General features: G+C 57.0%; 10 protein-coding genes and 1 pseudogene. 2 read left to right on the top strand and 9 right to left on the bottom strand.

Annotated elements, in window-relative coordinates:
* From H5U08_RS01570 to H5U08_RS01555, 4 genes are all read right to left on the bottom strand, one after another.
* Window positions 1-1,263: Gfo/Idh/MocA family oxidoreductase (locus tag H5U08_RS01570; protein WP_297029443.1), on the bottom strand; the 1,263-nt coding region annotated here is incomplete at its 3' end.
* Between the two features lie 328 nt (window positions 1,264-1,591).
* Window positions 1,592-2,071 carry a transcription elongation factor GreA gene (gene greA / locus H5U08_RS01565; RefSeq protein ID WP_297029441.1) on the bottom strand — a complete coding sequence of 160 codons (480 nt, stop codon included), beginning with the start codon at window positions 2,069-2,071 and terminating at the stop codon, window positions 1,592-1,594.
* 383 nt (window positions 2,072-2,454) lie between these two features.
* Window positions 2,455-4,308 carry a sodium:proton antiporter gene (locus H5U08_RS01560; protein WP_297029439.1) on the bottom strand — a complete coding sequence of 618 codons (1,854 nt, stop codon included), beginning with the start codon at window positions 4,306-4,308 and terminating at the stop codon, window positions 2,455-2,457.
* A 295-nt stretch (window positions 4,309-4,603) separates the two neighbouring features.
* Entirely contained in the window at window positions 4,604-6,055 is a 1,452-nt protein-coding gene (locus H5U08_RS01555) for a sulfatase (protein WP_297029437.1), read from the bottom strand.
* A 232-nt stretch (window positions 6,056-6,287) separates the two neighbouring features.
* Here H5U08_RS01555 and H5U08_RS01550 point away from each other — a divergent pair, with 232 nt between their 5' ends.
* Window positions 6,288-6,881, top strand: coding sequence for a nucleoside triphosphate pyrophosphatase (locus H5U08_RS01550; RefSeq protein ID WP_297029435.1), 594 nt, complete (start codon window positions 6,288-6,290; stop codon window positions 6,879-6,881).
* 395 nt (window positions 6,882-7,276) lie between these two features.
* Here H5U08_RS01550 and H5U08_RS01545 read toward each other — a convergent pair whose 3' ends face one another.
* The 3 genes from H5U08_RS01545 to H5U08_RS01535 all read right to left on the bottom strand — a co-directional run bounded on the left by H5U08_RS01545 (window position 7,277) and on the right by H5U08_RS01535 (window position 9,483).
* On the bottom strand, window positions 7,277-7,603 hold the full coding sequence (locus H5U08_RS01545) for an HU family DNA-binding protein (protein WP_297029433.1): 327 nt from the start codon (window positions 7,601-7,603) through the stop codon (window positions 7,277-7,279).
* Window positions 7,604-7,985: 382 nt separating this feature from the next.
* Entirely contained in the window at window positions 7,986-9,116 is a 1,131-nt protein-coding gene (locus H5U08_RS01540; RefSeq protein ID WP_297029431.1) for a TIGR04053 family radical SAM/SPASM domain-containing protein, read from the bottom strand.
* Between the two features lie 91 nt (window positions 9,117-9,207).
* Window positions 9,208-9,483 (bottom strand): hypothetical protein, encoded by a 276-nt coding sequence (locus H5U08_RS01535; RefSeq protein WP_297029430.1) that lies wholly within the window; start codon window positions 9,481-9,483, stop codon window positions 9,208-9,210.
* A gap of 40 nt (window positions 9,484-9,523) precedes the next feature.
* Between H5U08_RS01535 and H5U08_RS01530 the strand changes: the two genes are divergently transcribed.
* Complete coding sequence (locus H5U08_RS01530) at window positions 9,524-11,281, top strand: DUF4091 domain-containing protein (protein ID WP_297029428.1); 1,758 nt, start codon at window positions 9,524-9,526, stop codon at window positions 11,279-11,281.
* 170 nt (window positions 11,282-11,451) lie between these two features.
* Here the strand turns inward: H5U08_RS01530 and H5U08_RS01525 are convergent, their stop codons facing one another.
* A complete protein-coding gene (locus H5U08_RS01525) occupies window positions 11,452-13,695 on the bottom strand; it encodes a BatA domain-containing protein (protein ID WP_297029427.1) in 2,244 nt (747 codons plus the stop codon).
* A pseudogene (locus H5U08_RS01520) lies at window positions 13,692-14,280 on the bottom strand (DUF58 domain-containing protein); the annotation flags it as partial. The pseudogene H5U08_RS01520 and the gene H5U08_RS01525, both read right to left, overlap by 4 nt.

Below are 14,280 nucleotides of genomic sequence, written 5' to 3'. Positions count from 1 at the left end.
TTTGCGAATCCAGATATCGGCCTCCGGACAGTTGACCGCTTTCAAGTTGACGGGATCCCAGTTGATCTTTTGGCCCACCCGGAAAGCCACCATTCCCAAAAGGGCCGCTTCAGTCAAGGGGCCCGAGTATCCGAAATGGCAGGTTGTTGTTCCGCCTGTTTTGCAGGCCTCGATCCATTCGCGGTGGTGCCCGATGGAAGGAGGAATCGTCTGCGGAGGTGGTTGGAAACCCGCGAATTTTTCTTCAGGCCAAAGCACACGCCGTCCGTAGTCGGCAAGGATCATCCCTTTTTCACCCACAAAAAGGACGCCAGAGGCCCAATCTGGAAGCTTTGCCTCAGCCTGCAGCGGCGGTCGCTTGCCCCCGTCGTACCAGGTCAAGCGTACTGGGGGAAGTTCACCCCGAGCTGGAAATTCATACCGGACGATCAGCCAGGGCGGGGTGCTATCGGGATGCGGTGGTGGGCCTTCAGCTTCCACGGAGGTTGGATACTTGAGGCCCAGTGCCCAGAAAGCGAGGTCTGAATAATGGCAGAAGAAATCTCCCAGGGCTCCGCTCCCAAAATCCTTCCAGCCTCTCCATCGAAACGGGACGTATGCCGGGTGGTAGGGCCGGTAGGGTGCGGGACCGAGCCAGAGGTCCCAATCGAGATATGGTGGGACTGGCGGGGTGTCTTTCGGCGTATCGCCGCCGCTGTAACTGGCCGCACACCACACGTGCACTTCCTGGACGGGACCTATGACCCCTGCCTGCACCCATTCCACGACGCGACGATAATTGTCCCCCGCATGAATTTGCGTCCCGATTTGCGTCACGACTTTTTTCTCGGCCGCAAGTTCTGTTAGATAGCGGGCTTCGTACACACAATGCGTAAGAGGTTTTTCGCAGTAGCAGTGTTTGCCGAGTTTCATCGCCGCGGCCGCAGCGGGAGCATGTGTATGATCGGGAGTGCTCACAACCACCGCGTCGATTGAGTTCGCCATTTCGTCGAACATCCGGCGAAAGTCGCGGTACAGCTTCGCGCGCGGAAACAGTTTCGCCGCTTCGCCCAGGTTATTTGCGTCAACATCGCAAAGCGCGACGATGTTCTCGTCCTTCACAGCGTTGAGATTGGCCCGGCCCCTTCCTCCGACACCAATCGCCGCGATATTGAGCTTGGATTGAGCGGTTTCGCCCCGAGAGGGGACAATTTGTGCACAATACGCCACTGAAGCGAGCGCAGCGCTGCGTTTGAGAAACTGGCGACGATGGAGTTTGACCATGACCGTTCTCCTATGGGGGTGTGATATACGGTGGACCTATTCGCCCGGTACGCGGCACCTCGATCACCGGTGCACGGCCGGTGTCGCTCGGCCACTACCATAACACGTGAGAACCGCCCGCTCAAGGGCCTGCCCGAAATCTCGCCCCCGTGGTCAGTGCGAAATCAGATCGTCGCCGAAGCACGGCAAAGAGTTTATGGTTTCTCACCAGCGTGGGACACGGGCAATACTGGTTCTCCCAGCTGGCAGGCAGGCCCATCGACGGCCCCTGCGTGCCCGGGCCGGTGTGAAACCGCTGCCAGAGCGAACGAAGTGGCGGAGGAAACGGTCATTCTTCGTAGCTGATTTCGAGGACTTCCAACCGTCGAATTCCGGCAGGAACGCGGATCTCGGCCATTTCTCCGGGTTTTTTACCGATCAGCCCTCGCCCCAGCGGACTGTTGGCCGGAATGCGCCCTTGCTCAAAATCCTCCTCACCCACCCCCACGAGGGTGTATTTGATGACCTCGCCTGTGGCCAGATCTCGGACCGTGACGGTGCAACCCATGGCCACCCGGTCGCGCGGCATCCGGCTCAGGTCCACAATTTCGCACCGCGCAATCTTGTCTCGCAGGTAATTGATCTTGGCCATGATAAGGCCCTGGGTTTCCCGGGCGCCATGATATTCGGCATTTTCTCGCAGATCGCCCTCTTCGCGAGCGGCCGCCACCCGTTTGGTCACTTCCACCAACTGGTCCTCAAGTTCCGCAAGCTCGCGCTGCAATTTTTCGTAGCCCTCTCGGGTAACAGGAATCCTTTCGTCCTGCATCTCGTCCTCCGCGGTGTTGCGAGGTGATCACACTTTTCCGGTCAGAAAATCACGACTCTTCATCATTTTACGAACCGTGTCTTACTCATTTTACCCTCGGGTGAACCGCGTGGTTACCCCGTTCTTTCCCGAGTTATCTCCGCTCGTTCTCTCCCGCCATCTCGCCCCCAGACCGCATCGAGACCTTCGGCGGGAGCCAAATTCGCGCTCGAAAGGGCCTGCCTCTCGGGCCCACGTTCCGACGTCTGGTAGACCAATCCACGGGCCAATCTTTGTCTGCTTAATTCAATACCGAAAGGGCAGTTCATGAATTGGCCCGATCACACGTCGAACCTTCAGCGTCTCACAAACCCAGAAAAAACTGGGGATGGGTCAGCGTTCGTTCACCCCTGCTGGGAGTCTGCGTCAGCCGGAGCCGCGGTATCCGGCGGCTGAATCGCCCCATTTTCACCTCCTTGAACCAGGGCGATAACGGTGTCGCCGGGACGGATGTCGGGGAGCGGACCATCCGTAATCACAACGACAGTGCCTCCCGCCCGAAGCACAAACAAGAGATGAGCCTTGTCGCCGTACATTGCCCTGTACTGGGCGAAGTCGAATTCCTTGGTGATTTTTGTGCTCTTAAACCGCCCACCCTGGTAGAAAATCTCAATGATTTTGGAATAAGTCAGGTCTTTTCCGAAAAGCAGGCGCCCCCTGTGTTCGGGCGACGCAGGGTCGCGAGATTTTTCCTTCGGCGCCAGCCAGGGGAGTTGGTACACTTCCTGCCTGCCGAAGTCCTCCGCGTAAATCATGCAGGCCAGCGAGTTGACCTCGTTGTTGGATGTGACCGCCAGCATCCGCCCCAGCCCCATGTAGTCGATGCTCTCGCGCGTACTTTCCGAAAGGGCATCGCCATGAATGGCAGGGAGTCCCGCCAGACGGGCAGCGGTAATATTCTGCCTGTTGGAGTCCACCAGCACGACCCGGCAACCTTCCCGTTGAAGCAGTATCGCAAGTTCACGGACCCAGTGACTCGCGCCGACGAACAAGATGCCCTGGGGATTTTCCTGGATCAAATGGAGAAACCGGGCCAGAGGCGCGGCTAACAGTCCGTAGACGCCAGATGTTCCGAAGACGACGAGCAAGGTGACGGGCACGAGCTTTTCTGCACCCTCATACTGGCCCTCGGAAAGAGCCAAAGCCGCTACCGAAGCGACCGCCATGGCCACGACGCCGCGCGGTGCCATTCCGGCCAGAAAGAGCCGCTCATTCCAGCCCAGTGTTTTTCCCCAGGTGGACACCAGCACGGCTACCGGTCGGATGACGAGAATGACCAGCAATAAAAAGACGATGCTCTGCCATCCCAGTCCGTGAAGATACTCCCATCGGATTCGCGCCGCCAAAATGACGAACAAGACAGAGATGAGCAAAACCGTCAGCGCTTCCTTGAACTCCAGCAATTGGCGGATGGCGAACTTCTGCTGGTTGGCCACCACCATGCCCATGATGGTCACTGCGAGAAGGCCGGACTCATGACACAGGGTGTTCGCAAGCACAAAGGCCACCAGCGTGAGCATGAGGGAGACCGGGTTGGTCAAAAAATCGGGGATCCAAAATCGGGCAAATGCCGCTACCATCACAAGCCCCATTGCGATGCCCACACCGCATCCTACCAGCAGGGTCTGAACGAGTCGGATGCCGATTTCCCACGCCCCGGCATTAAGGCTCTGCTGTTCAAGAGCCGCAAAAACAAGCACCGCTAAAATGGCCCCCAGGGGGTCGATGAGGATACCCTCCCACTTGAGAAGCGACGCCATCCTGCCACGCAGGCGGAGGTGCCGCAGGATGGGACCAATCACCGTAGGACCGGTAACCGTCAGAATGCACGCGAGGAGTGCCGCCACCGGCCAGGTTAACCCCAGGACATATCGGCCGGCAAGAGCAAGAAGCCCCCATGTGACGGCCACTCCGATTGTCATCAAACGCCCGAAGACACCCCCTATTCCCCGCAACTCGCGGAATCGCAGATTGAGCCCTCCGTCGAACAGGATCAATCCAACGGAGAGCGCAATGAACGGCCGAATAAGCTCACCGAAGACTTCGTCCGGATGCAGAAACCCAAGGACCGGACCGGCAAGGGTTCCCAGGCCAAGAAGCAAAACAATGGCGGGAATACGCAGTCGCCACGCAAGCCATTGCCCCAATCCGCCAAGCGCGACAACCGTAGTTATTTCAATAAGCGCCGTGTCAGCCAAGGGTTACTTCCTTTGCAACTGGCAAAAGTTGGATAAAAACGCAACCTGATTCGCGGCCTTCCGATGCATGATGCATTATCTTAAATGGGAGCATTTCAATAGACGCCACCCCTCCCAAGGAAACCACCGGCACAGGTAAATTGCCGGAGTGCTTACCAAACGTTTTTTCCCGCGTTGACAACCGACCCCGAAAAGACTGACCTTGTCTGCCTGTGGAAAGACCGCTCAATCCTGGGGCACCGACTCGACGGTCGTTTGTCAGAAGCGCTGCCGTGGTTTGCGCGGGTGACGCCATTCACTTCGGCTCAAATCCCGGTCGAATTGTCCCGTCATAATCGATAAGAGGACGAGGATTACTCACTCGACCCAGCGGACGGCAACCGGGGCCTATCCCGTCACGGCCAAGGTCCTGATCCATTTCTGCCATCAGCTTTTCCAGTTCGGCGACAATTTCGGGATGCTCCGCGGCCACATTCCGCGACTCGCCGATGTCTTCTCGCAGATTGTAAAGTTCAGGCTTGCCCTTTGCGTTCGCTGCCACCCGCAGCTTCCAGTCGCCGTGACGAACACCTTCTAGGACGAGCCCGCGGAAATAATAGAAAGTCTCATGCGCTGGCCGACCATCTGCCTCCCCGGTCAGATGGGGCCAGATGTTCATACCGTCCAATTTGCGGTCTTTGGGAAGCGGAACACCGGCCAGGTAGGCGAAAGTGGGCAGAACATCGAACATACCCACGATCACATCGGTGCTCGTTCCTGGCGGGATCTGGCCCGGCCACCAGGCAATCGCGGGAACTCGAATTCCACCTTCCCACGTGCTTCCTTTGAAACCACGCAAGGGACGATTCACGGCCCGCGGCGTGCCGCCGTTGTCACTTACGAATAGGACGAGGGTCTTTCGATCCAACCCGGTTTCCCGAAGCGTATCGAGGACCTGCCCCACACTCCAATCCACTTCCTCGACCCAGTCCGAGTATATCCCATGCGGTGAGCGTCCCGCCCATTTTTTGCCCGGGTAGATCGGAAAGTGCACGGCATTGTGAGCGAGATAGAGGAAGAATGGTCGGCTCTGATTGTCGCGAATAAATCTCACCGCCTCCTTGGTGTACATCTCGACCAGCGCCTGTTGATCGTCGGGGAGCACACGCTTGATCACCGTGTTGTTGCGCATAAGCGGCAGGGGAGGTTGACCTTTTTGGCCCGGGCGCGGCTTGGGAAGCGGCTGGCCGAGACTGCTTTTCACGCCATCCTCGGCGGGCCCCATGTCGTTGGAATACGGAAGTCCAAAATACTCATCGAAACCTTGCTGAAGTGGCAGAAATTCCGGTTGATCCCCCAGATGCCACTTCCCGATCAGGGCTGTCCGATAGCCTGCGGTTTTCAGAAGTTCTGCAACAGTTATTTCCTCGGGTGCCAAACCCACCGGATCGGCCGGGAACAGCACATGAGGAATAGGGAGCGCACGTTTCGCATAACTCCCCGTCATCAGAGCAGCGCGGGATGGAGAGCACACCGGTGCTGCGTAAAACGAAGTGAGTTTTCGGCCTTCCGCGGCCATCCGATCAAGATTGGGCGTTCGATTGATCTCCGAGCCGAACGGTCCAATGTCTGCGTAACCCAGGTCGTCGATGTTGATAACGATAAAGTTCGGGCGCTCCGGCCGTTCTTGCCCGGCCGGCGCCGCGAGCAACGACTTGGCGACGAACGCAACGAAGCAACCCGCCAACAGCAGGAAACGTTGACACATAGGTAGGCCTCCCACAGGATAGAGGTTCCCATGCCCTCTCATTCTCGAAGCTCATTCTGAAGCACAATTTCGTTTTCGGCAAGTCCTTTTGCCGCCGCACTTCCATAACAAGGCGGGGGTTCTCCACCAAGTATAATGGTCGGATAGACGCGTTGGGAACGCATCCGCCTGACGGCGAGCGCTGGAATTCTGACAATTCTTGGCTGAGGAACAAAAGGACTCACGATACTCCATGGCTGACCGCCCTTGCCGAGAACTTGTGCTGGCAAGTCAATCTCCCCGGAGAAGGGAACTTCTGGAGCAGTTGGGCATTCCCTTCCGTGTCATTCCGCCCGACGACTCTGCCGAATGCGGCGTTTGCAGCGGGGAAAATCCGGCCCAATTTGCAGCGAGGATGGCCTTTCAAAAAGCCCGGAATGTTGGTCAGAAAGTGGGCCGCGGTTTGATCCTCGGCTGCGATACCGTGGTCGAATGTCGCGGTCAGCTTATCGGCAAGCCCCACGACGTGGACCATGCCCGGGAGATCCTACGTCTGTTGCGGGGCACCGAGCATCGTGTCTTCACGGGCGTGTGTCTCTGGGATTACCCGGATCGTCCTCCCGATATCCGCGTCGCCTGTACCCGCCTTGTGATGGATTTCATCCCAGATGAAGCCATCGAAGAATACCTGCGCACCGGCCTGTGGGAGGGCAAAGCTGGGGCGTTCGGCTATCAGGACCGGCTGGGATGGCTAAAGATCCTTGAGGGAAGCGAGAGCAACGTGGTCGGGCTGCCGATCGAACTTCTACAAGAAATGCTCAGATCAGTAGAAGGGACACAGGGATAAAAATCGCCGGGGATATCGGACGAGTCGTGGGGCTTTACCAATTGCGGATGAGCCACCGGCGATCCGTTGGTTCGGTCGCAGTCTCTGCAAAAAAGAAAAACGTAGCAGGGAAAAAGCCACCCTGCCACGTTGACGCGGCCTACGGTGAAGCGAAATCGCCCTTGGCGGCACTCGTCCAGTTGGCTTGGGAAAATCGAGCGCCTGCGTGTCCTTTAGCGAGCCGCCAAGTAGCTCGCATCGCCCATGGTCAATGCCACGGCCGGCGATGTATGGCGCCTTCGGACGTGCTGGCTGGGAAAGACCTCCCTCTGCCGCCCGTCGAAAGGCGACACGCCACTACCGATACTCGGCACCGGCTTCCGAAGCCGAAGCTGACCGAACTGCCAGAGCTCGAATCAGACCATTTCCTTGAGTTGTTTCAACGCCCGAATGCGAACCACGTTCCGGGCCGGCTTCGCGGGAATCGTGATGATCTCGTCCGGCTTACCGGGCTTGGGCATCTGGCGGGCAGGAGTTGGCTTCGTTTTCGCCTTCTTGATCTTCAGCAAGCCTGGAAGTACGAACGCTCCAGGTCCACGAGGGCTCAGGGCCTTTTTCACTTCCTCGGTGAGGGCGCTCAATACCGCCTCGACATCCGCTTTTTTGAGGCCGGTCGCCTCTGCCAGGGCCTTCACGAGCTGTGTTTTGGTGAGGGGCTTCTTTGCTGCGGTGTCCTTTGCCATACGCCACGTACCTCCTAAACCATGTGACACACGATGCAAACCAAATCCGTCCGTCCTACGCCCCGCAATTGCGGGCTCCAGCCACGTTTGTCATGATTAGACCGAATTTTTCCAGGATTTCAAGATGGGAACCCGCAAAAATCCGCAAAAAACCGGCCTTTTAGGGGAAACGTCTGACCATCTTGTCCAAAAGCATCGGCTAACTTCCCCGGCTTTTGCAGTTTTTTGGGCGTATTTTCCCAGAAAAGCCTCCCCGCTCGCGTGATAACATCGATCGCAGACCGACGACAGACCTCGCCCCAAGGTTCCGCTCTCCGGGCGGTACATTCCCGGGCCGAGCAGAATCGCCGAAAACCGCCGGTGGTCGGTTATCAAAGTCCGTTCAGTGTGGCTGGAAAGGAACGTCCGTTTCGGAGAAAAACACGCAATCCGGTTCCGGAGCCAGATAGTCTCCCGTCACCGCATACGATCGAGCACGGCTGCCGCCACAGACGTAGCGATAACGACAAACGCCACACTTTCCCCCCAACAGATTCGGGTTACGGAGGGCGCGAAAGACCTCGTGCTCCTGATACGTCTTGACGATCGAGTCCTTCGGAAACCGGCCACATTGGATGGGCAGGAAACCGGCCGGGTAGATTTCTCCCGTATGCCCCACAAACATGATTCCTTTACCATCACCGACGCCCAGCGTGAGACGTTTGGCCAGTTGGACTGCCTTCGGAGAAACTTTCTCCTCCGGCAGGCGTCGCAGCTCTTCCAGGACGAATCGGCGGTAATGCGGTGCCTCCGTGGTCTTGATCGCATACGGCCGAGTCTGAGCCTGTTCCCACAGTATTTTGAACACCTGCTCGTATTCCTCTGGTGTAATCCGCTGTTCAAACACGCCACGGCCGACAGGAACCAGGAAAAACACCGACCACATGTGGATTCCCTGGTCATTCAGCAGTTCGGCCATCGCCTCTACCTGGTTGACGTTCCGCCTGGTGATGGTCGTATTCACCTGGAGATAGAACCCCAGCTCCCGGCCAATCGCCAGAATCTCCATCGTGCGGTCAAAACTACCCTGCCAGCCGCGAAAGGCATCGTGCGTCACCGCGTCGGCACCATCCAAACTCACCCCAAGTGCCGTGGCCCCCGCATCCTTGGCCCGTTTGAGAGCACTGGCGGTGGCCAGCGGAGTTGCCGACGGTGTCAGAGCGACATTGAGGCCGCACTCTCGGGCATAGCCGATCAGGTCGAAGATGTCGGGACGCTTGAGGGGGTCACCGCCCGTAAAAACGATGTTCGGTTTTTTGGGAAACAAAGACGCTTCCTGGATGAGAGCCCGAGCCTCGTCGGGAGATAGTTCCTCGGGATGGGCTGATGGCTGGGCCGAGGCTCGGCAGTGCTTGCACACCAGGTCACAGGCCTGGGTGACTTCATAGTAAAGCATGAGCGGACTGTGCTGGATGTCTTTCCAGGAATAGTCCGAAAACCGCTTTGTAAACTGGGGAGCTGTGTTCTGGGGCATTGAGCGACTTCCCAACGCAAAAAGCAACACGAATTAACGCATTTGAGTGGTTCCCTCTGGGAATTTTAGCCGACATCGTCAAACCGAAAAGTCAATTTTCAAGCAGACTCACGTATCGCCAGACGCGGTACGGCCCGAGCAGACCGCGCTTGTTCTCTTTCAGCTTCGCAGAAGGGCACAGTCCGGCCGCGAAAAGTAGGGCCCCCGCTTCCCAGTACCGTCGGCGATTTCTTTCCGCGATAATAGGAGCCGTCCACGGACGCGACGCCATGAGACATCTTTCAAGGAGCTCACTATCTCGCGGGGACGGAGCGCCTCGGTGGACGACATCGCGAGGCAGTCGCGCTGCAGCCGGAAAGAACCGCATTCCTGTTTCCTGGAATAGCTATTTGTCAAGGAGCTCTACCATGAGCATGCGCCGTATTTGTCATGGGATGGTCAGTCGCTTGTGGACCTGCTCGGTGATATTAAGCGGTTTGGGGTGGGTTGGACCTTCCCGACCCGTCATGGCGGAACTGTCCGTTTGGGTAGAAGCAGCGACGCGGCGGCTCTGCCGCGAGGACCTGCCCCCTCAGCCTGCCGCACACGAGATCAAGGTAGCCGCGGCCAGAAATGAATGGGTGGGCTTCCAGGTCTTTGTTCGGAGTTCCCAGCCAGTTCCGCAGGTCGAACTCGCTGTGACGGACCTGAAAGGACCACAAAATGCCACAATAGCCCCGTCACATTTTCGAATCTATCGCGAACATCAAATCCTTATTACTGAGGGGACATATCGCAACGAGGCCTTTCGCCCAGGCTGGTATCCCGATCCACTGATTCCGAGCCGGGATCCCCTGAAGGACGTTCCACTTCGCGGCAAGTACAGGGCCTTTCCTTTCGATCTCCCTGCCGAGCAGACGCACGGCTTCTATGTGGATCTCTTTATTCCTCCAGGGACGCCGCCCGGGAAATACTCGGGAAAAGTCATGCTGCGGGGAAGCGGCGTCAATGCGTTCCATATTCCTCTGACGCTAGAGGTCTGGGACTTCACCCTTCCCGGTACGCCGGCGCTTGTCACGGCGTTCGGGTCGCCGTCGCAGCGGATGCGGTCCTACTACTCGAAACGTGCTCGATTGGGAAAGGAGTCACCACCGGAAGACTGGGAAGCAGTGGACCGACAGTGTGCCGATCTTGTCAGTGAACATCGAATCAATGCCTATCCACCTCCCGAATGGCTCGTGCTCCGCCGGGATGATCGGGGCTACCAGTTGCCCGCCGAGAGCGTTGCCCACCTCAGAGAATGGATTGATCGTTATCACGTCAACGCGATCCAGATTCCTTCGCCGGTGGGCAGGGTGAAAGATCCGGCAGACTCGCCCGACGACTTAACGGCGTGGCTGACAGCGTGGGATAAAGCTATCACAGAGATCGCACGCCCTCACGTCATCTTCTACATCTATCTTAAAGACGAACCTAACGATCCGGAGGCGTACGAGTTTGTCCGTCACTGGGGTAAACCGATCCGAGCAGCGCAAACCAAGGTGAAAGTGCTTGTCGTGGAACAGACCCGGACCCAGAACCCGGCATGGGGTGATCTTTATGGTGCCGTGGATATCTGGTGCTCCCTCTTTCCACTCTACGATGAACCCACCGCCAAACAGCGGCAAGCGCTCGGTGAAATCATGTGGGCGTACACGGCCCTGTGCCAGGGAAAGAAAAAATCGCCCTGGTGGCACATCGACTACCCGCTCCTCCACTATCGGGTGCCATCCTGGATTTCATGGCGTTTCGGAATCACAGGATTGCTCTACTGGGGTGGAATGAGTTACTGGGATCAGGTCGAGGATCCCTGGACGGACGCGAACACGTACCGGCCGGGCCCCGCCAATCGACCGTTAACGTTCAACGGGGAAGGAACGCTCGTCTATCCCGCCAGACCATGTGGCTATGAGGGTATTGTGCCCTCCTTGCGGTTGAAGGCGCTGCGGGACTCTATCGAGGATTATGACTATTTGGAGCTTCTCCGCCGGGGCGGCAAAGCCGAAGTGGCTCAACGTCTCGTTCTGTCGCTCACTCCCAGTTGGTTTGAGTGGGCGGATAAGCCGGAGGAATATGAAGAAGCCCGGCGCAAACTGGCGGAATCGATTCTCACATTGCCGCCGGAAATCCGGAATGCCACGCAGTGAGCCTGCCTTCGGCCGAGCATACTTTGCTGGATATTCAAGGCAAACCGCGAGTGTCAACTGGCGTTGGTCGGGGCGTTCTCTCCCTGCGTGTCCGGCACGGGGCTGAACCTTCGCCCCCGTCGCGTTCTGGTTGTTCGCGACCAAACGTTTTCCTCGAATATCAGGTCCATTCAGCCGAGTTGGGGAGCGAGGCGTCTTGTCGGCCTGTAACCTTCCAGCGGCCGGGGACGTTTTTCTTCATCCCGGGGACTGAACCAGTTGGATATAAAGGTCTCAAACACGAGACCGAGCAATACGAGAGTCAAGAAAAATTCGGCCAGACTCTTCCCGTTTCGCAGAAAATCAAATGTTTGGGATAGATCCTCGGGGTTTTCGGCAAAAACCACGGGAATTCCAGAAAAGGCTTCTTCAAGGGTGGCATTTTCAATCTTTGTGGGATCACTTTCATCGGGATCCACATTGACGGCAAAGGCTTTCTGTACCGGTCGAACAGAAGCGAGAAGCCGGAATTGATAGACGCCTATTTGATGAGTATCGCTATAACGGAACTCTTTACTTTGCGGATCAATGTTAAATCGCATGAGAGAGCCGCTGGGCGGCGTGACTTCAACCACACCCGGCGGGATCTGCCCCAGAAACGGTATGACCAGCGGTTGACCGGCAAGTCCCGCAGACTGAGTTGGTTCCCCACCTGCCAGATAGAACGCCAGCCTCGCCATGAGCGGGGCGAAAATGGGCCTCAGGGGAAAATTCGTCCATCCCACATGCACGCTCGTCCCAAGGAACAACACGATACCGTCGCCTACCTGTTTTTCCACCAGCAGCGGGTCCCCCTCGCCATCCAGCCGCAGTAACACTCTGGCGCCGTCTGTTTCGTCGGCTTTAATCTTGACATATTTATAGACAAGGATTGACTGATAGAGTGACGGAGGCTCGGCAAATCCGCTGAGGGCTGCATGCTGAACATCAAGCCAGTTCACATGCCAGCTATCGCGACCTTCTTCAGTGTCAGCCGCTCTTACGGAGTCCAACGGGACGGGGAGTAAACTGCCCCCGGCCATCTCATTCCAACCGTTGTACGTCGCGGGATCGACCTCCTCACCGGCGACCCACACGAGGCGACCGCCATTTCGTACGAATGTCGCCAGCTTTTCTACAACCGACGCTTCAAGAGACTGCAAATTGACCAGGTAAATGATCCGGTAATTGGAAAGTGGCTCCGTCGTGAGTTCGTTTGACGTGAGAAGAGTCGTTTTAATTGCCCAGTTTTGACCTTCGATAGGCTCCAGCGCTTTTTCCAAATAGAAGGAATCATTGAGATAGGCGATTTCTCGGCGTTCATTGATAACGACGGCGACAGGAATGGCCGCCTCTATCTCGATTGTAAAAAAGCGCCGGTCATCGAAGCGTGCCCCGTCCTCTCCAACAAGTCGCACCTCACCCTGATGAATGCCTCCGCGATCCAAAGTAAAAACGACCTCGGCTGGAACGGCACCCTCTGGCGGAATTGTCAATTCGGGTGTCGTCCCCACTTTATTACCATCCACATAGACTTCAGCAACCCGTTGCTGCGAGACAGATGATGCATTGAACAGCTCGAGTACGACCTTCATGGGCACGCCGGCCACAGGGAGGACGGATTGGACCGTCACCTTTCGCACCGCCACGCTGGGACGCGGATTTCTCTGGCAGTCCACGAGGACAATCGGAATATCACGCAAGCGCCGGTCCTCCGTAGCGCTCTCGCGGGTTGTGGTATCCGCGGTTGCGCGATCGCGGTTCTCCTCTAATCCTTCCCACGCGACACTTTGATTGTCGGTGATCACAAACAGGTAGCGTTGCGGCGCCTGCGACTGTGCGAGCTGCTCCCGGGCCTGGGATATCAGGGGCATGAGTGTGCCTCGCTCGAAGGTTGGCCCTTGCTGTGCGATCTGGGCCAAGAGCTGACGGACTTTATCATGCTGGCGGTCGAATTTACCCAGTTCAGGATACGAACGACCACTGGTCACCCACAGGGCGACCTCATCCCCCGCCTGAAGTTCCGCTAGAATCTGATTAGCCGCCGCGATGGCCAGCTCAAAACGGGGCCGTCCTTCATCGATCCACCCCATGCTCGCAGAGTTATCCAGCACAATGGCCACGGCCGCCTGAGAACCGCCGAACAGTGATCGAACTTTGCTCAGCGTGGGCCGGGCCAGCCCAATTGCGATGAGAACGAGGACCGCCATCCGCAGCAACATGAGGAAAATGTCCCTGATCTGGCGGCGTCGCCGCGTCTTTTGCACGCTGATTTTCAAAAAGCGCAGGGTGCTGAAAGGCAGTTGCTTGGCACGCTGCCGATTGATCATATGGAGGATTGGCGGAATAATCGCCGCCAAGGCCGCCAGTAAGAATGCCGCCACACCGAACGTCATAGCTGGTTCCGCTTGGTCAAATATCGAGAGAGCATAAAATCATATGGAACCGAAGTATCCGTCATCACATACTCGACTGCACTTTCCAAACAAGCCTGCCGATATCGACCGATGAACTCGGCCAGAAGTTTTTGATATTCCTCACGCACGTAGAGAGGATCCACCTGCAGACGCTCATCCGTTTCAAGATCCTGCAACAGTACCAGGTCGTCAAACGGAAAATCGATTTCCGCCTTGTCGAAGACATGGAAGAGAATAACCTCATGTTTTCGGTGACGGAAATGATGAAGAGCGCGAATAACCTTATCTTCGTCGTCATAAAGATCGCTGATTAATATAATCAGGCAACGTCTTTTAAACCGATTGGCTAGTTTATGAAGGACGTCGGCCAGACCAGTCTTTTTGCCGGGTTTCAGATTTTCCAACTGATACATCATCTCATTGAAATGCTGCGGCGAACTTCTCGCCGGCATGTCAAGACGAATATCTTCATCGAATACAGTCAGTCCGACGGAATCCTGCTGTCGGACCATCATGTAGGAGAGAATGGCCGTGAGATAACAACCATATTCGAGTTTGGTTATT

Source organism: Thermogutta sp. (assembly GCF_014359955.1).
GTDB lineage: Bacteria > Planctomycetota > Planctomycetia > Pirellulales > Thermoguttaceae > Thermogutta.
The sequence above is the reverse complement of the archived record's forward strand: the minus strand, read 5'-3'. Positions and strand labels throughout refer to the sequence as shown.

Excerpts from the sequence above, each read along its gene's own strand:
- greA (WP_297029441.1), bottom strand. The coding sequence starts at position 2,071 with ATGCAGGACGAAAGGATTCCTGTTACCCGAGAGGGCTACGAAAAATTG.
- H5U08_RS01555 (WP_297029437.1), bottom strand. The coding sequence starts at position 6,055 with ATGTGTCAACGTTTCCTGCTGTTGGCGGGTTGCTTCGTTGCGTTCGTC.
- H5U08_RS01550 (WP_297029435.1), top strand. The coding sequence starts at position 6,288 with ATGGCTGACCGCCCTTGCCGAGAACTTGTGCTGGCAAGTCAATCTCCC.
- H5U08_RS01545 (WP_297029433.1), bottom strand. The coding sequence starts at position 7,603 with ATGGCAAAGGACACCGCAGCAAAGAAGCCCCTCACCAAAACACAGCTC.
- H5U08_RS01540 (WP_297029431.1), bottom strand. The coding sequence starts at position 9,116 with ATGCCCCAGAACACAGCTCCCCAGTTTACAAAGCGGTTTTCGGACTAT.
- H5U08_RS01535 (WP_297029430.1), bottom strand. The coding sequence starts at position 9,483 with ATGCGGTTCTTTCCGGCTGCAGCGCGACTGCCTCGCGATGTCGTCCAC.
- H5U08_RS01530 (WP_297029428.1), top strand. The coding sequence starts at position 9,524 with ATGAGCATGCGCCGTATTTGTCATGGGATGGTCAGTCGCTTGTGGACC.
- H5U08_RS01525 (WP_297029427.1), bottom strand. The coding sequence starts at position 13,695 with ATGACGTTCGGTGTGGCGGCATTCTTACTGGCGGCCTTGGCGGCGATT.